Genomic DNA, 20,513 nt, shown 5'->3' with positions numbered 1-20,513 from the left:
CAAGAATATTGAAATTCAGGAGGTTTAACCATGAGAATTTGGGAGTGGGTGACAGAGTTTCATACTCAAATAGGGTGGACGGATCTCTTAATTTCCATCGGCATTATGGCAGTGTTTTTACTTTTCAATAAATTGCTTGCGAGATACGTATTTTCTTTTTTAATTCGAAAGTTTAGCGGTTCTGAAAAGACAATCATGTGGATTCAGGTATTCGAAAAGCCGTTGCGTTCATTGTTGGTGTTGCTGGGGATTTATATTGGACTGGAATATGTAATGCCACAGCAATGGGAAAATAGTTTTCGTCTTGATTCGTTTTTTCGTAGTGCATTAATTATATTGATCGGATCAGGTTTGTATTCGTTTTTTGCACAAACATCAGTATTTATGAATGGAATAGATAGAAAAATTGGTAAGGATGATTCCAGTGAGTTGATACCCTTCATATCAAAAGTCCTGCGAGTTGTTGTTGTAGTGCTTAGCATTACATTGGTGGGGGCGGAATGGGGGTTCAGTGTTAACGGATTGGTAGCTGGAATGGGGTTAGGAAGTCTTGCCATAGCATTGGCTGCCAAGGAGTCATTAGGGAACATATTTGGGGGTATTGTGATCATTGTTGAGAAACCCTTTACTAAAGGAGATTGGATCCTAACACCTCAGGCTGAAGGGGTAGTAGAGGATATTTCATTTAGAAGCACCAGAATTCGTACTTTTGCTGATGCTATTGTTACGGTGCCAAATGCTTCTATCGCGGACCAACCAATAACAAATTGGAGTAGAATGGGGAAGCGTAGAGTTAGTTTCACACTAAATGTAGCTTTGGATTCTGACCGGGAACGTTTGTTGGCAGTGATTGAGAAGATCGAATCAATCCTGATCCTGGAAGAAGAAATCGATCAGAACACCATAATAGTAAGGTTTACTGATTTCAATGAAAGTAGTCTTGGTATCTTTTTCTACTTCTTCACAAAATCAACGGTTTGGTCCGAATATCTGACAACAAGGCAGAAATTCAATTTTTCCGTAATGAGAGTATTAGAGGAAGAAGGGATTAGACTTGCCTATCCATCACAACGGATATTTCTTGGAGATTCTCTATATTCAAGCAGTGTTTGATCATATGGAGGGATTCGGATGTATAAGGTAATTGCTGAACTACCGTATTACAAAGTAGAAAGAGCGATGACTTCTTTTGCACAGGAAACGCTCGTTCATCAACGTGTGATGTATTTGTATGAAACAAAAATTGTTTCCTCTTATCGTGAGTTTCCTATTCTTGAGGTATATGATATGTCTTTTAGAAATATAGGAGAGGATCATGGGATTCTCTATTTGCATACTAAACAAGGGGTATATCCTTTTACAGTAAAGACTGTCCCAACGAATTTTATACAGGCATTTAAAGAACTGCTCCATAAAATTTCGCACTGAAAGGAATTGATAAAGTGTATAAGGGGAAAGAAATTAAGGTTGGAATTGGTTTCGCAACGGGGAGAAAGAGTTTTCAAAAAGTGTTGAGAACCTACATACACAACTGGAAGGAATCCAATTTAGTAGAGAATCAAAAAGTGAGTTTGAATCTTTTTGTAGCGTATGATCTTAGTTATCATAAAACTAAAATAACGGATTACACTAATATACACCCGGAGTTAGCAGAACATATTAATAGTAGTAAATTTATTGGGAATGAAGATATAGAAGAAGAAATTGATTATCTGTTAACAGAAAATGTTATCAATAGGAAAGAAGCTAACATGATCTTTGGAAAAGGATATGCTGCCAAACGTAATGCAGTGCTCTATAAAGCAATAAAAAACAAGATGGATTATCTGATTTTTCTAGACGACGATGAATACCCGATGGCGGTCACTAAATCACGTCAGACAGCAATTTGGGGTGGGCAGCATGTACTCTCAACTCATCTCAGTCATATCGCTCAAGCAGATATCACTCATGGACATCACTGCGGCTATATATCGCCTATTCCTTATGTGGAATTTAATGATAGTATGACTGAAGCAGATTTCCGTTCATATATTGAGGCTATATCCAATGATATTATTAACTGGGATACTTTGAAAAGGGTTATGGAAAACGGTGGGGTAACCTATGCTGACACAGCTGTTTTGACCAGTGATGAGGCCGTGGAGGTACAGGAAACGAATCATGCTAAATTTATATCGGGTGCTAATTTGTGTATTAACCTTACTGATTCGAGCCGTGTTTTTCCATTCTACAATCCTCCTGGAGCTAGAGGTGAAGATACCTTTCTAAGTACCTGCCTCAGCGATCGGAAAGTTGTGAGAATTCCATGTTACACATTCCATGATGGATTCTCTACGTATAACCACCTTTTAGCAGGTGTTCTGCCTGTGAAATTAAAGTTTATTACAGCAGATAACGAACAGATCACTACTCGATTTTATAAGGCTTGTATAGGTTGGATCCGTTATAAGCCATTACTACTCTACATTACGGATCGAGATCATTATGAGGATAAGATTGCAGAGATGCGTGAGCAGCTCAAAGAGACATTGCCTAAAATCTGTGCTTATTTCGGGGAAATGGATTTTATGAATGTGTTATCTGAATTGGAGAAATACAATAAAGATGTTGAAATACATCATCGTGACTTCCTTGAAACACAACGTATTTGGGCGAAAATCATGGAGCATTTTAAGCATCCCCAGTGAGTTTCGACAATTGAAGAGACTGATAGGAAAAGACTGTCCAAATATGATTAAACCTCATAATTATTTAAAATATTAGGCATAATAACTATTGTATTTTAAAAGGAGGGGAATTTAATGGATATGGATTGGATCTGGAAGTCTGCTCTCTTAGTTATTGCAGGAATGGTACTTTTGCGAATTTCAGGGAGAAAATCAATCTCACAAATGAGTGTCGCCACGACAGTAATTATGATCTCAATCGGAACGACTATTGTGCAACCTATTGCTAATGATCATTTGTGGAAAGCAATCGGCTCAGCTGCAGTTTTCATTGTATCTCTAATAATAATTGAATATTTACAATTGAAATATGATTGGATTGAAAGGGCCTTAAGTGGAAGGTCAAAAGTGATCATAGAAAATGGTCAATTAAATATAAATACTCTTCGCTCCGTCCGAATGTCAGTTGATCAGGTTGAAATGATGCTTAGACAGCAGGGGGTTTCTAACATTAAAGATGTCAAGACTGCTACACTAGAGCCTAACGGTCAAATTGGATACGAATTAATGAGGCATGCCAAACCAATAACCATTGGTGAATTAGAACGTATATTAGGTTTGGAATCAAAAGGAAATATGGACAGTGGCGATCTTTTTCAAGAAGTAATCAATAATGATCATGTAAGCTCAATAGACCCTACATTACAATAATCTCACAATCAAGGACCCAATAGGCGATTCATTAACATTTCATATCAAGCGGCTGAAAGACTTTATACCATACACACATAAAACTAACCAACAGGAGCAGAAAAAATGTTTTCAAAATATTCTCCAAAGGTGATGAAGAAACTAAACTTGACTCCTTCAAGGATAATTCTCTTGGGGTTTGCTATTTTAATTTTTATAGGAGCAATAATACTTGCAATGCCGATTTCATCATCTACAGGAATCAGTGTAGGATGGCTGAATGCCTTTTTTACTTCAACTTCAGCAATTTGCGTAACTGGATTAGTTGTTCTTAATACGGGCACGGACTTCTCCCACTTTGGTCAGATCGTAATCCTAGTCCTGATTCAAATAGGTGGATTGGGGTTTATGACCTTTGGTGTACTAATAGCAGTGGTGATGGGAAAGAAGATTGGATTAAAAGACAGACTGCTTATCCAACAATCCACGAATTCAGTAAGTACAGAAGGGGTTGTACGGTTATCGCTTAACATCTTCTATATTGCATTCATTGTTGAGAGTTTTGGCGCCTTATTATTAACTATTCGTTGGTCAAATGAAATGGGCGTTATAAGGGCGCTCTACTACGGTTTTTTTCATTCTATTTCAGCATTTAATAATGCTGGATTTGCGCTTTGGTCGGATAGTTTGAATCGTCATGTTGGAGACCCTCTAATAAATATAGTTATCTCTTTTCTATTTATTATTGGAGGCATTGGATTTACTGTGATTCTGGATCTATACCGAAAGAGACACTGGAGAGACCTATCCTTTCATACAAAAGTAGTTTTAATTACTTCCGGACTACTTAGTTTGGTTGGCTTTCTAGTAATATTCCTGATTGAACTTTTTAATACCAAAACGTTTGGCACACTTTCTTGGAGCGACAGGATATGGGCTGGATACTTTCAAAGTGTAGTTACACGAACGGCAGGTTTCAATACCATTAACATTTCTAATATGTTGCCAACTTCCCAGTTTTTTATGATTTTTCTAATGTTTATAGGGGCATCCTCAGGTTCGACTGGTGGAGGCATCAAGACTAGTACCTTTGCTGTACTAGCATTAAGTATTTTGGCATCAGTCAAAGGCTCGGAAGATGTTCAGCTTTTGAAAAAACGTATCTCTCAGCAAGTGATTTTTAGAGCACTAGCAGTAATGGCTATTTCTATGGGAGTAGTAATTGCAGCTACATTTCTCTTAACGATTACTGAATACCATAATAATAGTGATTTTTTATCACTGCTGTTTGAAGCAACATCTGCGTTTGGCACAGTAGGTCTGTCTTTGGGGTTAACCTCAGAGCTTTCACCTGCTGGGAAATTAATCATTGTTATTACAATGTTTATTGGCAGACTTGGGCCGTTAACCTTGGCTTTTGCACTGGCGCAAAGAACCATCAAACAAAAGTATCGTTATCCGGAAGAAAAATTGCTGATTGGCTAGGTTAAGCGGGAAACCCTGACAACCGTCATTATATGGTCGTCAGGGTTTTGTGTTTTAGTATTAGATTAATCGGCTACATGAAAAATATGTGGAAGTTCATTTTGTAATTTCATCAGGCTTCTTCCCCCGCGTTAATCCCAATCGTGTCACTAAAGGTTTAATCGACAACCCTTGGACTAGTAGGGAGAACAGAACTACACTGAAGGTTAGCACCAAGATATTTTCCCTTCCTTCGAAGGATATGGGCAAACTAAGTGCAAGTGCAATGGAAAGACTACCCTTTAGCCCCCCCCAATTTAATACAGCCTTCCATGAAGCTGGGAAGTTCTTCAGAAATTGAAGACTTGCATAAAGAGCAATTGTTCTGCCAAGGAGTACAATTAAGATCGAACACACAATTAGTCCCCATTTATCCGAGAAATTTATGTTTTTAATTTCAAGTCCAATCATTAAAAAAATCAAAGAGTTCGCTAATAGCGTTATTACATCCCAGAACGAATTAATATTCATCTTTGTTGTTTCTGACATCCCTATCCTCGCGCCGTAGTTACCAAATATTAAACCACCTACCACAACGGCTATAACCCCGGATACTTGAAAATGCTCGGCAATAAAATAACTACCAAAGAAAAGTAGCATGGAAAAGCCGATTTCCAGCGGATAGTCATCGTAGAATCGTATGAGCTGGGAAAAAAGATAGCCCATGATGGCTCCAATAATAATCCCTCCGAGTCCAAACTGTAAAAATAGCAGAAGACCACTGCCAATCCCTGACCAGCCCATCTCCATATAAGACAGTAAGTATACCGATGAAATTTGAAACAGCACGACAGCAATCCCGTCATTAAAGAGCGATTCACCTTCGATAATCGTGACAATATTCTTCGGAACACCCAAAGATTTGAAGATAGAAATTACACTGATGGGGTCCGTGGCGCTCATAAGAGCTGCAAAGGTGAAGGCAACAACTAAGGGCAACCCCAGAATCCAATAACCAGCAAGGGCGATGATGAGAAAGGAAAGCAAGGTTCCACCAAAGGCTAATGCCAGCACTGGTTTTCTTTGCTCGCGAAGGTGAGAGTACGGGAGTTTCAGTGCGGCATCCCCTAATAGTATGGGTAGAAATAAGGAAATAATAATCGCTTGAAAGATATGAGATTGCGTAATAAATACTTCAGCATCCTCTAAAATAGGTACATGAATGACTCCAAGTAGAAGTCCTACCAGAACCAGCGCGATGGAATAGGGCTGATTTATTTTTTTGGTAACCGCAATAACTCCCATCGAAATAGCAAGCAAAATCAAAATTTGAATAAAGACTTCGTTGAAATGATGCATGAGACACCTCATAGAATAGGATTTGGACTGTATTTAGGATTTTTTTACATTGTACCTTAAATCTTATGTAACACCAAGGAGAGTATCAAGAATTTTCTATCAACTTTAGTTTGGTAGATTGGAGAGCGGGGGAGGGAGTCAATTGAGGCGAACCATGAAATATTTTAGTAGTAGGGTAACTTCTCGCCCGAGTCCGTCAGTTAAGCTGGTCAGTAGTGGATGCATTATCTCCGAATCGCTTAATAAATACACAGAGTTCTTTTGAGACAGGGTGATATTTTCGACAGGCCAAACAAGATATTGATGATTAGTTTATTTATGTTTATAAAGGGGGGATAGTAGGTGAAATGACAGCAACAGAAGCTATGGAGGTGATTGATATAAACAAGGCTACATTCTGTCGTAGAGTTACTATCGATAATATTTCCTCAAGAGAACAAGGATCGGTATATTGTAGGGTAGGGATTCCGAACAACTCAGATCGAAAAGCTGTCCCAATTCTTCAAGTCCTCAGAATATATCACATGTATGGACAAGCAGATGCTCTAAGATATTTACAGAATCATCAGAGACAAGCAGCAGTAGCAGGATTGGATGACACGCCCACGCCCCGCGCGGGTTTTCTGTTTTAAGGGACCAAGTTCTTGTCCTTTTCTTTGGACAAGAACTTGGTCCCATTGCCGAGAATGGGCAAGAACATGCCCACTTCAAGAACAATGCCCGATAAGTAAGAGCCGTACTCATGAACCTTCTGGCCTACGGTAATCACTTTTTTACCTTGAGCCGCAACGCCAATAATGGGCCAGTACATCGTATTAATATAATCCGCATCCTCTGTCCGTGAATAGCGATTCAAGTACAGCCCCGGAATGCGTGCTTCATGAGTCCCGTCCTGTGAAGTATTGGCGTCGATTAAGCTTGCGATGCGGTGGGTCTCCTGTTCAAACGACGATTTAACTTCACCTATTGCATGAGTATCTAGTACCTTCATCGTTATTACAGCAGCTCCTGTATACTCGAATGTGTGGTTAGACCCATATTAGCATAATCTGGAGGGAAGAAGGAGCGTAACTCTAGATTTAATGAACGCACCGAAAGAAGCCTATCATCCTTATTTTCATTTGAATTATCAATTTATGTTATTATTATAACAACGGGTGATAAGCTTTAATTATGAATTTCGACTTATATTTTAGATATACAGGAAAGGATAATGATCATGTCTAATGGAAAAAATAATAAATTATCAGAATAATCCTGAATATGATAGGATCAAAGAATTTAGCGTGGTGGGCATTGTAGCTTCACCAGAAAAGTTGGAAGGACTGGAGCAATTTCTGGATCATCTGGATATCGTCCATGGACTTACCTATTTCATTGCCCACCATGATTCTATCCAATCGGATTTATTTCCACTAGAACGGCTCTCAAAGCATACCCATATGATGATTTTTCATGCAGTAGATCAGATGGAAATTCATACGGATTGTATTTATTTGTTGCCACCCCATCATGATATTAGCTTTCAATCTAGAACAATAAGTTTAACGGATTATTCTACTAACAAAGGTAACGATTTATCTGCTGATCGGTTTATGTATTCACTTACTGACAGTTTTGGCAGCAATTCTATCGCTATCCTTTTTACTGGTGAGGGCAGAGACGGTACACTTGGTATTGAAAGGATTTCAAAGGCAAATGGTCTAATCATTGTTGAGGAAACGGATACGACCAATCCTGTTCGCTTAACCGGAACAGATATCGAAATTGATCAGACCGATTATTTGCTTGCTCCGGAGGAAATGCCAGGACATATTGTTGAATACATTGATTTCTATATGAATCAGACTAAACAATCGATTGACGAACAATTAAGTACATTATTTTCGATCCTGAAGCAGTCTGCGGGTGTGGATTTCTCTGTTTATAAGCAGGCTAGTATTATGCGTCGTATTCAAAGACGGATGGGGATTCAACAATTTCAATATCTCAAGGAATACAATCAATATTTATATAATCATTCCAATGAGGTCACTGCTTTGCAAAAGGATTTATTAATTGGAGTGACGCAATTTTTTCGTGATCCGGTCGCATTCGCGATTCTTGCAGACAAGGTTCTACCTATCATCTTTGAGCAACGAGGGGTAGAGAAGCAAATCAGGGTCTGGGTCGCTGGCTGTTCTACTGGAGAAGAAGTCTACACCTTGGCCATTATAATTAGAAAATATATGGAGGAAATTGAAGAAACCTTTGACGTGACCATCTTTGCCACCGATTTGGATAAGGAGTCTATTCAATTTGCTAGCAAAGGGGTATATTCTGACATCATTGCCAAGAACGTGCCGGAGGAGCATTTGGAAACTTACTTCACCCGTCAAGGAAATGAGTATAAAGTAAATAAGGAAATTAGACAGATGGTCATTTTCGCTCAGCACAATTTAGTGAGTGATCCTCCGTTTACCCAGCTCGATTTAATCTTATGTCGTAATTTATTAATTTATTTACAACAAACTATTCAGAAAAAGGTAATCTCACTGTTTCACTTTTCATTAAAATCAGATGCTTATCTCTTTCTAGGTCCAAGCGAAACGTTAGGGAAACTAACCAATCTATTCTCACCTTTGGATAATCGCTGGAATATATATCACCACAAGGTAATCGGTTCTTCATCGGCAGCGGGTTCCTTTGGTATTACGGATCATGTGAATGAGAAAAAAATGAGTCACAGAAATAATGTGATTGTAAGATTAAAGGAAGCGGAACGAATTCTTAAATTGGAAACCGTCTATACCAAGCTGATCGAAGAATATGTGACTGCATGCATCATTATTGATAATAATAACGATATCATCCATATCAATGGGAATGCTAACCAATATTTAGTCTTCCCTAAAGGTAAACCAACCCTTAATTTGTTTAAGCTGGTTCCAGAATATTTGGGCGTTGTTATTGGGAGTTTGCTTCATAAAGCGAGAAAAGAACTTAAGGAAATTGTTTATAGGGATGTGGCCATAAAGGATAGTCATCAGGGACATTCTATTCATTTGAGAGCAAAGTCATTCTCTATCGACTCGGTAGATGACAAATTGATGATTATATTCTTTGAAGATGCAACTAAACAGAAAGAAGCTCCTGGCAAGGATAAAATAGATGAAGTCTTGATACAGAGTCATCAATTTTCGGAGAAACATATGAATGACCACATTCAGGAGCTGGATCAAGAATTGGTTCATGCAAGAGAATTACTACAGACGGCTAATGCGAAGTTAGAGGTGTACAACGAAGAATTAGAGACCTCTAACGAAGAGTTAGGAATGGTCAATGAAGAATTGATTGTTTCTAATGAGGAACTGCAAAGTACAAATGAAGAGTTGCAGTCAGGAAACGAAGAATTAATGGTCGTCAATCAAGAATATCAGACGAAGATTCAGGAATTGACCGATTCAAATAATGATATCTCCAATTTTTTTAACAATACCAATATTGCGACTATATTTCTGGATGCCAAGATGAATATACGTAAATTTACACCTGCAGTTAGGAAAGAAATCAATTTGGCAGACATGGACATAGGGCGTTCCATTGGCGAGATCCAACATAATTTACAGTATGACCAATTGATGTCAGATGCAATGAAAGTACTCTTTTCGGGTGAAGCTGTCAAAAAAGAAATTCGGAATTCAAATGATAAGTGGTTCAGCATCATTCTACTACCTTATTTAGCATACGATTCTCTCAATCAAGGAATTGTTGTTACGTTAATCGACATTACTGAATTTAAGAATGCAAGAATGTCTGAAGATTTCACGGAACAAAAGAATAAGCTGGAATTATTACATTCCTCGGAGATGCTCTCAGTTATAGGCCTCTTGGCAGCGGGCATTGAACAGGAGATTCATGATACGGACATCATAACTTCGAAGCTAGGGAAAATAGAAGCGATAACGGATGAATTACTAATCCTGGCTAGTCCGCAGAAGCAGCATTTTGAACAAAATGATGTAGTGCACATATTGCAGGAAGTCATCTCCATGTATGAACCACAGGCAACGGTCTTTAATGTAGAGATGATAACGAAATTTGCCGATCTTGTGCCTTTCGTCAACTGTGTTCCCAATCAACTCAAAATTGTATTTAGCAACATTATCAGGAATGGTATTGAGGCCATGCCAACTGGAGGAGATTTGTTAATTAAAGTGAAGGTCAACGATGATGAATCAGTAAACATTATTTTTAGCGATAATGGGATCGGTATTCCTGAGGACAAGCTAGTCAACCTGGGGGCTACCATATATTCGACAAAAGAAGATAGCATGGGGTTAGGTTTAATGGTCAGCTACAAAATAATTGCGAGTCACCAAGGTACGATATCCGTTACAAGTACGCAGGGTAAGGGGACAATCGTTAAGATTATCTTGAATCAATAAAAGTCACTCCTGCTGCTGATAAATGAAAGGAGAATCTCATACATGAATGAGCAACTGAAGCAAACCTATGAACGCTTGAATTTGTCTGAGAACATCACGCGTGAGGAATTGGACAAGCGGTTCGATCTGCTTCTGAAACGGATGCGCTCTGTTTCCGCTGAAGGAGATAAGCAATCCTATGAAGAAGAATTTCAAGCCTATAAATTCATTCTCGCTTCCTTGGATCAACAGGAAATCCAGGCGGCGGAGAACCTCAGGTTGAATAAATGGGGCCGATTTACCGGCATCGCACGCAAAGTAGAACACTTTTTCCGATTGTACAAAATGCATACGATACTAGCCTTCATTGTAGTGATCGTCCTCATCGTTGCTGGAAGAGGTATTTATTCGCATGTGCAGAATCAGAAATATTTAGCTTCTTTACCACCTATAGATGCGAAGGTTATGTTCGTAGGCAATTATATGTTACATGATTCTGAAGCCGAAAACACGGCATTGGAAGAGGCGTTTATTGCGCTATATCCAAAGTGGAAGCGGGTGGAAACGCAGATAGTCTATTTACCCGTTACGGAAAATGGTTCAATAGATATGAACTATCAACAAAAAGCTATTGTTCAGTTAGCCGCTGATCCGCCGGATATTCTGATTATGGATGAAGCTGCATTCCAATGGATTGGACAGCAGGCAGGCCTGCGTAATCTGGATGCTGTTGTTGCCGCCAGAGGAATTCCTAGTGAGGATGTACGGCTAAAGAAGGCTAAGAATCTAGAGAGTAATCTTCAAGAAGTTGTAGGATTAGATATTACAGATACGAAGTTCGCCTCCGGACTGCCACTTGATCCTTCGACCATGATTGCAAGCGTCCTAACGGTTGATGAGCAGAAAGCTAAGTCAATGATGGAGTTTATCGAACAAGTTATACAAGAGGCACATGCTCGATAGTTCGTTCATCTTTGTAAACTATTTCACAATCATAAATTACATAATGGTGTAAGCTATAATTTATGTATTGTTTTGCTAATAGTTTTATACAGAGAAAGGGTCATTGAGAATCTATGGAAAAGAGTATACTCAAAAAATCTATAACCTTTATTGAAGCTTTGGCAATCGTCGTGGGGATGATTATCGGATCGGGGATTTTTCTAAAGCCGGGAATTGTGTTAAGCAATGCCGGCACTCCAGTAATGGGCATTCTTGCTTGGGTTGTTGGTGGGGTGATCACATTGGCTTCGGCGTTATCCGTAGCGGAAATTGCAGCTGCCATCCCGAAATCTGGAGGGTTATACACCTATCTTGGGGAATTGTACGGAAGTGTCTTCGGGTTTCTGCTAGGTTGGGTACAGGCTGTGATCGCTTATCCAGCTTCGGTTGCGGCGCTAGCTATCGCGTTTGCTACGTATTCCAATTTCTTCATTCCCATGAATGGGCTGCAGCAGAAGCTGCTTGCTGTATTCATACTGGCTTTTATCCTGATCATGAATGTGATCGCCACTAAATTCGGTGGGATTATCCAGACGGTAGCAACCGTGGGCAAGCTCATCCCGGTGGTGGGTATTGTAGCCTTCGGCCTAATCTCGGATTTGGCACCGGGCTTTAGCGGCATTCAGGCATCGGTATCTGGAGCAGGTTTTGGTGTAGCGATCCTTGGTACGCTGTGGGCCTACGACGGCTGGATTGGGGTGACGAATATGGCGGGGGAAATGAAGGACCCGTCTAAGACGCTGCCCAAAGTAATCTCCATCGGTGTTATCTTCGTCATTGTTGTCTATGTATTATTTAATATAGCCATCTTTCAGGTGCTGCCGTACGAGGCGATCATAACCTCCAAAACTCCAGGTGCAGATGCGGCGGAAGCGTTGTTCGGCAGTGGAGGAGCAGCATTTATAACAGCGGGTATTATCGTGTCTGTGTTGGGTGCGCTTAACGGCTATTTAATGACAGCAGCTAGAGTGCCTCAGGCGATGGGGGAAAGAGGGCAGATTCCTTTTTCACGTACGTTGAAAAGTATCCATCCCAAGTTCCAGACTCCTGCTAATGCGCTAATATTTCAAGGCCTGCTGGCGGTTATCTATATTTTCTCGGGTACCTTTAATACGTTGACTGATTTATTGGTCTTTGTGTTATGGATTTTCTTCACAATGGGTGTGTTCGGTGTATTTATTTTACGCAAAAAAATACCTTCCCAAAAAGGAAGATATAAGGTTCCCTTCTACCCGATAACCCCAATCATAGGCGTTGTTGGCGGAGGATATATTATAGTCAGCACTATTATCAGTGATCCAATTCGTTCGCTAGTTGGCATCGGGATCACATTGATTGGGCTCCCGATTTATTATTATATGGAGCGCAAGAAACCAGCTTGATCCCAGGTCGAAATGATTCGCGCTTTAATTAGCGGGGTGATCATTTCGACTTTTTTTTTGCGATCTACTCGATCTTGGCGTCCTGTGCAGCATTAAGTCTTCCTGAACTCAGAAATCGCTGGGCAGAAAGGGATAGGCCGCTTAACTTCTCGCCAGTACCATTAACGCTCAGGTTGTTCTTCTGGTCTAGATCGATTGGGTGCTTTCTAATTTCTTTAGGAGATACGCCATATTTAGCTTTGAAAATTTTGTGAAAATAGGAATACGTGCCGAAACCGCAGGTGCTGGCGATATTCTCCAGACTTAAATCCGTATAGCGTATCCGCTCCAGGGCATTGGACAAGCGAATCTCCTGCGTAAAGTGAATGATGGTATAGCCCGTAATTTCCTTAAAAAGATGTACGGCCCTGGATACGCTAAGTCCGGCAAAGTTAGCTACATCTTCGACGGTTAATCGACTCAGCGCATTTTCGTTAATATAATATTGCATCCTCATTACTAGTTCATTAGAACGCTTGGGACTTTGGAGGGAAACTCCTTCAACCAACAACCGATCAATAGACAAACAGAGGGCGCAGAGCAGATGCTGGATCAAATCAGAGTTCGCCTGTTCAATCCGGTGCTGCTCGATGCATAATTGCTGCCACAACGCGAGCAATCCAGTATCCAAATGAATCCGCTGCTGCGTAGATCGGCGTTCTGCGTTCCACCATTCTTCGACCCAAGCTCCTTCGCACAGCAGATAATAATCTCCGCTTTCGATCTTTCCTTCTTGTTCCTCAACCACTAAATGATACGGATCCCCTGGACGATAGATTAACAAATCCCCAGTCTCAATAAGACTCATCTTCCCGTTTACCAACGCCCTGCAACTGCCCATTACTTGCAGACGAAAGAGGAAAAATGGCGGTGGCGTATAGGAGGTCTTGAAAGGCAAAGTATGAAAAGCATAAGCGCAGGCATGCAGCCGCAAATCCACAGTAATCACCGTCCAGCCAAATAATAGAGATTTCCAATCAGATAAAAGATTCATTAATTATAAGTAATTAACTATACTATAACCAAATGCAAGATAATATTGCAAGCACATTATCTTGGTACAACAGGAGGGAATCACTATGAAGATATTACTCGTCGACGACAAACCTCATGTCCGGGATACCCTAAAACAAGTATTGGAGCAGCAACCTTTTAATTATGAAGCCATTCTGGAAGCAAGTTGTGATCAAGCAGCTATTCAACTGATTGAGACACAGCAGCCAGATATTATTGTTACAGATGCCAGTTTGCTTCTATTATTCAAAGGGGCAATGCTTGACCGTCTTGAAGACCAATTTCTGCCCAGCAAGATTATTGTGACCAGCAGTCATGAATTTGTTCTACATGCTTTCGGCAAGGGTGGAATCGATACTTTGCGTAAGCCTATTGATATGGATGAATTAAAGAGCGCTTTGCTGAATACTTCTTTTGGTAGCCATCAAGAAAATGTGTATGGCGATCTCCAAGAAATTCAATAATTTCTGGATAAAACTTCTTAACCGTACTTGTCTAACCACAAGATTCGGGTAAGGAGTTTTTTTTTGTTCACAAAGCGTACAAGTTATAGCGGGCGAAATCATGCGGTTGAATACATTTAACGTCTAATTATGTCTGGAAGTATTGTGTATTGAGTTACTGAAAGGCTCGGAAAGCATGATGAAAATCAACCTGAAAACGCTTTATGGTAGGTATGAGTTATAACTTCTGACACATGCGATGACAAAATGACAGGATATTGTATTTAGCATTGAATTATAAATAGAATGAAACTAATATAATTAGATATAAGTAGAATATTAATTATGGTATTTTAGCTTGTATTCATTATATGTAGATATAAATAAGCTTCAGATGATAAGAGAAGGAGGGTTGTGCAATGCCCAAAGGTATCCCTAACTTGTTCATTGAGCCAGCTTGTGAACACAATGGTCAGGTGACAAAAAGCTGTACCACTCCCCATCCGGGCGAACTTACAAAGGGTTGTGCCTTTCAAGGCTCTCAAGCCGTTTTATTGCCTATCTCTGATGCTGCGCATTTGGTGCATGGAACGCCTGGCTGTCTCCAGAATAGCTGGGCTATGCTGGAAGCAGGATTGCCTGGAGGTCCCTTGTCTACATTTGGCTTTTCTATGGGGCTAACCGAAATGGATATCATTCTTGGCGGTCAGAAAAAATTGCTGGAGGCAATCAGTTATATTGTTGAGCATTTTCACCCTCCTTGTGTATTTGTATACGCTACTTGCATCACCTTCTTGACTGCTGAAGATTTGGACAGCGTCTGCGATGCGGCCGAGCAACAGTGGAATATCCCCATTATCCCGCTTCACAATTCAGGGTTCAGTGGAAGTGGGAATATGGGTAATCGGCAGGCAGGCGAAGCCCTGTTCGAAAAGGTGATCGGCACCTCAGATTCAGACCCTAAGAAGCTAACTCCATTTGATATTAACCTTATTGGCGACTACCATTTTTCAAACGAAGGACAAGAAATTGAAGCCATGTTAGCCAAAATAGGCATCCGTGTCATTTCGCGAATCGCCGGTGCATGCTCTTTCAATGACTTGCGTTCGGCCCATCAGGCCAAGGTAAACATGTTAGTGTGCAGCAGATCGATGGTTACCTTGGCCCGGAAAATGCGTGATTCCTTTGGCATCCCTTATTTCGAAGGCTCCTTTTGTGGTTCCAGGGAAATCCGCTTCTCTCTGCGGCAGCTTTCATTTCATTTTCAAAGTGCCCAGCTGGACAAACAGCTTCACCGCTATATGCGCAGGGAAGAAGAGCGTCTGCACAAGGATATATTGCGATCCTATAAGTCGCTCAAAGGGAAAAAAGTTGTGCTTTTTACGGATGGTATAGAAAGCTGGATCTATCTCTCGGTGCTCTACGAGCTAGGTATGAAGATCGTCGCGATTGGTACGAATCAAAATGCGCAGGAGGATTTGTCGCGGATTAAAGAAAGAATGAAAGAAGATGCGATACTCATCCAGCGAAGTGATGAGACTAAGATTCTTGAGCTTTATCGGGAACGAAAAGCGGAATTGATGATTGTAAGTGGACGCAATGCATATGTGCCACTTAAAGAGAGAATCCCTTTTATAAATATAGACGAGGAACAGCATGGAGGTTATGCCGGATATAACGGGGTTAGGCGATTTGCTCAGGATCTAATAGATACGCTGGAACAGCCGATCTGGAAAATGATTTACCGACGCTCACCATGGGAGGTGAACAGCTATGGACAGGACTAATCAGTTATCCTCCAAGCCCCTGTCCATTAATCCCTTTCAAACCAGCCAATCGATCGGGGGTGTACTGGCCTTGCAGGGCATCTATCGTTCCATCCCGATTCTGCACGGAGCGCAAGGCTGCGCAGAATCGGTGAAAACGGTGCTTTCCCGTCATTTTCGCGAGCCTATTTCGATTCAGAATATTGCCATCCACGATCACAATTTGATTTTTGGCGGAGGTGAAGGCATTCGGAAGGTCATCCGTCTGGTTATGGATAAGCACAGTCCCGATGTCATAGCCTTGATCGGCACATCACTTACGGAGGTTGTAGGAGAGGATTTGCTGGGAGCTGCTGAGACCTATGTCAAACAAAACAAAGAATGGTTTAGAGATAAGCTGCTGTTTGGGCTATACCTCCCTGATTATGAAGGCTCCATGGAGTCGGGGTATGCCCGGACTGTGTATTCCGTAATTAAAAAAGTCATTCAGAGTAGCGGGAGGTTGACACGAAAGAAAAAGCGCAACCGGATTAACCTGTTGCCAGGAGTGCATCTAACACCTGGAGATGTTATGGAACTTAAAGAGATTATCTCTTCCTTTGGAATTGAGGTCATCGTGTTGCCGGATCTATCCTCTTCGCTCACCGGGCACCTGATGACAGGATATACACCTCTCTCCAGAGGAGGCGTTCCCCTTGATTATTTAAAAGAGATGTTAACATCCGCGCATACTCTAGCCCTTGGCAGTTCCATGGAGTCATGTGCCAAACTGTTGTATGAAGAGCTGCAAATCCCTTATCAAGTCTTCAACGGAGTGACCGGGCTGCGGGAAACGGATGAATTCTTTCTGTTTCTCCGAAACTTCAGTCAAAATGAAGGTCAAAATAAATATCGGTGGCAGCGGGAGTTTCTGTTGGATGGGATGCTGGATACCCGTTCTGTATTTAGGGGGAAACGCGTCGTAGCGGCGCTTGAGCCGGATCATCTGGTTTCGCTGTACCAGTGTCTTTCGGAGATAGGAATGAAATCTTTTAGCTCGGTAATCTCTACGGCTTCCCCAGCATTGGCTTTGATTCCGGGATCTGTGCAGATCGGTGACTTAGACGACCTAGAGCGGATGGCTTCTGGTGGGGCTGACCTATGGGTGAGCAATTCCTATGGAGAGCAGATCGCACATAAGAACAATATACCCTACATTCCTTTGGGTTTTCCTGTCTTTAATCGGTTCGGATCACCGGCCAACATCACTGTAGGATACCGTGGAACAGCCGATCTACTCAATGATTTCGCTAATATTTTAAATAGTAAGGAGAGGATCTAGTGATGAAAGTGGCTTTTGCGTCAAATGAGGGTAGATTACTTGACTGTCACTTCGGACAATGTAAGTCATTCGCGATCTTTGATTTCGGTAAAAAGGGATATCACTGGCTAGAGAACAGATCGGTATCTAATCTGCAGGAGGAGACAGAGGAGTGTGACAAATTTCAACTAAGGGTCGATTTAATTAAGGATTGTACGGTATTGTTTGTGACTAAAATCGGCGGCGATGCCACGAAAAGGACTTTGAAAGCCGGGATCATTATTCTCCAATCTGAACAAGGAAGCGAGATTATCCCGCAGCTTGACCAGCTTCAGCAAATGCTGAAAGAGCGTCCACCTTTGTGGTTGGTTAACGCATTGAAGCGTCATGAGGAGAAATCAAGGAGGTGAGGATATGTCTAGTGCTGCTGATACAGAAGCGTTATTGCAGGCCTATGGTGTCGCCTATGATCCCCATTTATTGACTAAACAGAGGGTGGCTTTTGCACTGCTGCTAAGAAAGTATTTACAGAAAAATAATTGCCTGGATGAGCAAATACTTGAGAGGTTTGATGTGGAGCCTGATCTTTCCAATCCGACACATTCTCTAATCAAGGTCTGTCTGGAAAGCGCATGGAATGATATGGAGTTTGCGGAAAAATGGAATCAATATAAATCATCAAGGTAGAGGGCAATAGGAACTTGGAGCAACGCTCCGCGAACGGACCGTTGCTCCAATCGCTGTGCTCTCCAGATGTACTGAATTATTTTCAGGGGTGTACATCCGCAGAGCAAGGCGACCGCTACCGCTTTTCCACAATCAGTCCGTCCTCTCCGCTATTCTCAGCGGGAACCTTTCTATAATGGAAGAGTGACCAACCCTTTCAAAGGAGAGGTTTCTTTTGTACATTCAATGTACCATGGACCCATTTTGACTGCCAATGGATTTAGAAGAAGATATCCCGAGTCATCATCTCGTTCGTGTCGTCAATACCGCCGTCAACCGGCTAGACGATGCTATTTTTGCCGCATCGATCCGGGCGTCAGCACTCTCCCCAGTATCTGTTTTACCTTCTCCCTGCTAAAGCAGGCCACTACGGAGAAAAAACGAGCCAGTCTCCGGGTGAACGGCTGCTTTTGTTCAACTATCGGGCAGAAATGGTTAATGATGTTCTTAAAGCCTACATATTTCTCATGGCTGATTTTTGGCTTTCAGAGCCGTCTATCTCTTTTTATACATCTTACATCTGTTCCGTTGTCGGGAAGTTGTTCGACAAATGGGTAACACCTACGCCGCGAGTATCGAGAACCAAACTAAGCTCCAACAGAACTCAGAAGCACGCGGCGAAGGTGGAATTTATAAAGCGGTGAAGGCGATGCTTAGGAAGCGGTCTCCGGCTCGCTTCGCCAGACGATCTCGCCCTTCTTGTTTACGAGCACCGTTTCGTACCGCCCCTGTCCATGATCGATTCTTGCCCGGGCCACGCCTGCATGAAACGGCTCGACCGACGAGAATTGCGGCATGGCCACGATCTCGCCCTTTATGTTCATGAGGCCGAGGCGCCAGTCCGTCTGATCCCCGTCTCTGTAAGCGAAGATTCCTTCCGAGACGTCACTCTTATCCCTCGTGATGGGAAGCGCAAGTGTCTTGCCGATCTTGTCGACCAAATCGGTTCGGTACGAGCCCTCCCCCGTCCGCACCATGACGTTCGCTAACCCTTCGTGGAAGTCATGCGCGAAGCCGTTCTCGTACTTCTGCTCGATGACCCACTTGCCAGTTCGGTCGATATACCCGGTCTTCTTGCCGACTACCGCAGTCGCGAGCCCTTCGGAGAACATGCCTACGGTGTCGAACTTGGGGGGGATGACGAATTTCCCTTGCGTATCGATAAAGCCGGTCTTCTCGACGGACTTCCCGTCTACCTTCGTAAGCACGCTTACTGCGGCCAAGCCTTCTGAGAACGTACCCGTGTGCGTGCTGTTCGCGATAGTGCCGACCGCGATGCGTCCGTCGTGGTCGATGTAGTAGGTTTTGCCGTCTTTGACGACCTTCGCAAGACCATCCGAGAAATCGAATCCTGCATCGTAGCCGGCAGGAATGACGACTTTGCCGGCGCGGTTCAAATAGCCGTATTTGACTTGGAGGCCCTCGTTTTGATTCTTTATCAAGTCCTTGAACGGAGCGAGTCCTTCCGAGAAGCCGGATAGTCGGTAATGGGAAGCTTGAATGGTCAGCTTGCCCTTTCGATCGATATAGCCGACGGTCACGCCTTGTTGATAGACGGCGCTCAGCCCCCCATAGCCAAAGTCGGAAGCGCCGTCATAAGACGTTGTCAGCATCGTCTTGCCTGTCTTGTTGACGAAATGAATACCCTTGGTCCCCGCTGTTTGAACGGCATACCAATATTGACTGTCGTAATCGATGATGTCCGCGCTTGCACGCAATTCGATGATCGGCTTGCCTGCAATCTTTTCCGTGCCGATATCAGTCAGCACTCCGGTGAAATCGAGGTCGATGAACAAGGTTCCGTTAATAATCACCGGAGCCGTTCTTAGCTCCTCCGTTACAGAAGTGTTGTAGATTGCCTTTTTCTCACCAATTTTTAGGTCCACACTACCGATAGCTCCGCCAATCAGCCGGTAAGCGCCGTTGCCTAAAGAATCGACCTTGTATCCGAACGGTTCCATGGACGCGCGAAGCGGCACCAGGATCGTTCCGTTCCGGTCGATCGGGCCTTCGGGCACGACCAATGGCTTGCCCTTGAAGTAGATCTCCCAATTTTGCGCGTGAGCGTACGAGTTCGGTCCCAACAGCCAAAGCGACAAGGCCACCAGCGCCGTAAAGATAAGCATCATCTTGCGAAGCGACGGAATAACGTGAATGGACGACAACGGAATCATAGTTTCCCCTCCTCATATTCTGAATGTTTTGACTCACATTAATTGGAAAAGTTTCATTTTAACGTGAAATCCTTAAGAA

The 20,513-nt window shown here is 42.2% G+C and carries 18 protein-coding genes; 14 read left to right on the top strand and 4 right to left on the bottom strand.

Translation table 11 applies throughout. From position 1 onward, the window contains the following. Positions 1-30: 30 nt before the first annotated feature. From H1230_RS21610 to H1230_RS21590, 5 genes are all read left to right on the top strand, one after another. Complete coding sequence (locus tag H1230_RS21610) at positions 31-1,113, top strand: mechanosensitive ion channel family protein (RefSeq protein WP_239711948.1); 1,083 nt, start codon at positions 31-33, stop codon at positions 1,111-1,113. A gap of 18 nt (positions 1,114-1,131) precedes the next feature. Then, entirely contained in the window at positions 1,132-1,428 is a 297-nt protein-coding gene (locus H1230_RS21605) for a hypothetical protein (protein ID WP_239711947.1), read from the top strand. 14 nt (positions 1,429-1,442) lie between these two features. Next, positions 1,443-2,690: a hypothetical protein gene (locus H1230_RS21600; protein ID WP_239711946.1), complete on the top strand. Its 1,248-nt coding sequence runs from the start codon at positions 1,443-1,445 to the stop codon at positions 2,688-2,690. Between the two features lie 114 nt (positions 2,691-2,804). Continuing rightward, complete coding sequence (locus H1230_RS21595) at positions 2,805-3,380, top strand: DUF421 domain-containing protein (protein WP_239711945.1); 576 nt, start codon at positions 2,805-2,807, stop codon at positions 3,378-3,380. Between the two features lie 105 nt (positions 3,381-3,485). Further along, positions 3,486-4,844, top strand: coding sequence for a TrkH family potassium uptake protein (locus tag H1230_RS21590; protein WP_239711944.1), 1,359 nt, complete (start codon positions 3,486-3,488; stop codon positions 4,842-4,844). A gap of 96 nt (positions 4,845-4,940) precedes the next feature. Here the strand turns inward: H1230_RS21590 and H1230_RS21585 are convergent, their stop codons facing one another. Next, positions 4,941-6,182 (bottom strand): cation:proton antiporter, encoded by a 1,242-nt coding sequence (locus H1230_RS21585; protein ID WP_239711943.1) that lies wholly within the window; start codon positions 6,180-6,182, stop codon positions 4,941-4,943. 347 nt (positions 6,183-6,529) lie between these two features. Here H1230_RS21585 and H1230_RS21580 point away from each other — a divergent pair, with 347 nt between their 5' ends. Further along, entirely contained in the window at positions 6,530-6,814 is a 285-nt protein-coding gene (locus H1230_RS21580; RefSeq protein ID WP_239711942.1) for a hypothetical protein, read from the top strand. Here the strand turns inward: H1230_RS21580 and H1230_RS21575 are convergent. Beyond that, positions 6,811-7,173 carry an AraC family transcriptional regulator gene (locus H1230_RS21575; RefSeq protein WP_239711941.1) on the bottom strand — a complete coding sequence of 121 codons (363 nt, stop codon included), beginning with the start codon at positions 7,171-7,173 and terminating at the stop codon, positions 6,811-6,813. The genes H1230_RS21580 and H1230_RS21575 overlap by 4 nt on opposite strands. Before the next feature lie 235 nt (positions 7,174-7,408). On the opposite strand from H1230_RS21575, the gene H1230_RS21570 reads away from it, so the two are divergent. The 3 genes from H1230_RS21570 (at position 7,409) to H1230_RS21560 (ending at position 12,972) form a co-directional block, all read left to right on the top strand. Further along, a complete protein-coding gene (locus tag H1230_RS21570) occupies positions 7,409-10,609 on the top strand; it encodes a CheR family methyltransferase (RefSeq protein WP_239711940.1) in 3,201 nt (1,066 codons plus the stop codon). Positions 10,610-10,651: 42 nt separating this feature from the next. Next, on the top strand, positions 10,652-11,551 hold the full coding sequence (locus H1230_RS21565; protein WP_239711939.1) for a hypothetical protein: 900 nt from the start codon (positions 10,652-10,654) through the stop codon (positions 11,549-11,551). Positions 11,552-11,664: 113 nt separating this feature from the next. Next, positions 11,665-12,972 (top strand): APC family permease, encoded by a 1,308-nt coding sequence (locus tag H1230_RS21560; protein WP_239711938.1) that lies wholly within the window; start codon positions 11,665-11,667, stop codon positions 12,970-12,972. A gap of 64 nt (positions 12,973-13,036) precedes the next feature. On the opposite strand, the gene H1230_RS21555 is transcribed toward H1230_RS21560, so the two are convergent. After that, the gene (locus H1230_RS21555) at positions 13,037-13,951 is read right to left on the bottom strand and encodes a helix-turn-helix domain-containing protein (protein WP_239711937.1); all 915 of its coding nucleotides are present in this window, start codon (positions 13,949-13,951) and stop codon (positions 13,037-13,039) included. A gap of 139 nt (positions 13,952-14,090) precedes the next feature. Here H1230_RS21555 and H1230_RS21550 point away from each other — a divergent pair, with 139 nt between their 5' ends. The 5 genes from H1230_RS21550 to H1230_RS21530 all read left to right on the top strand — a co-directional run bounded on the left by H1230_RS21550 (position 14,091) and on the right by H1230_RS21530 (position 18,221). After that, the gene (locus H1230_RS21550) at positions 14,091-14,489 is read left to right on the top strand and encodes a response regulator (protein ID WP_239711936.1); all 399 of its coding nucleotides are present in this window, start codon (positions 14,091-14,093) and stop codon (positions 14,487-14,489) included. A gap of 398 nt (positions 14,490-14,887) precedes the next feature. Then, the gene (locus tag H1230_RS21545) at positions 14,888-16,255 is read left to right on the top strand and encodes a nitrogenase component 1 (RefSeq protein ID WP_239711935.1); all 1,368 of its coding nucleotides are present in this window, start codon (positions 14,888-14,890) and stop codon (positions 16,253-16,255) included. Beyond that, entirely contained in the window at positions 16,242-17,555 is a 1,314-nt protein-coding gene (nifN, locus tag H1230_RS21540; RefSeq protein WP_239711934.1) for a nitrogenase iron-molybdenum cofactor biosynthesis protein NifN, read from the top strand. Before H1230_RS21545 ends, nifN begins: the two co-directional genes overlap by 14 nt. Before the next feature lie 2 nt (positions 17,556-17,557). Next, positions 17,558-17,944 carry a NifB/NifX family molybdenum-iron cluster-binding protein gene (locus tag H1230_RS21535; RefSeq protein ID WP_239717463.1) on the top strand — a complete coding sequence of 129 codons (387 nt, stop codon included), beginning with the start codon at positions 17,558-17,560 and terminating at the stop codon, positions 17,942-17,944. 4 nt (positions 17,945-17,948) lie between these two features. Beyond that, on the top strand, positions 17,949-18,221 hold the full coding sequence (locus H1230_RS21530) for a hypothetical protein (RefSeq protein ID WP_239711933.1): 273 nt from the start codon (positions 17,949-17,951) through the stop codon (positions 18,219-18,221). Positions 18,222-18,913: 692 nt separating this feature from the next. Here the strand turns inward: H1230_RS21530 and H1230_RS21525 are convergent. Beyond that, complete coding sequence (locus H1230_RS21525; protein WP_239711932.1) at positions 18,914-20,434, bottom strand: WG repeat-containing protein; 1,521 nt, start codon at positions 20,432-20,434, stop codon at positions 18,914-18,916. Positions 20,435-20,513: the final 79 nt, after the last annotated feature.

The sequence above is a fragment of the Paenibacillus sp. 19GGS1-52 genome, assembly GCF_022369515.1.
Taxonomy (GTDB): Bacteria; Bacillota; Bacilli; order Paenibacillales; family Paenibacillaceae; genus Paenibacillus_AQ.
The sequence above is the reverse complement of the archived record's forward strand: the minus strand, read 5'-3'. Positions and strand labels throughout refer to the sequence as shown.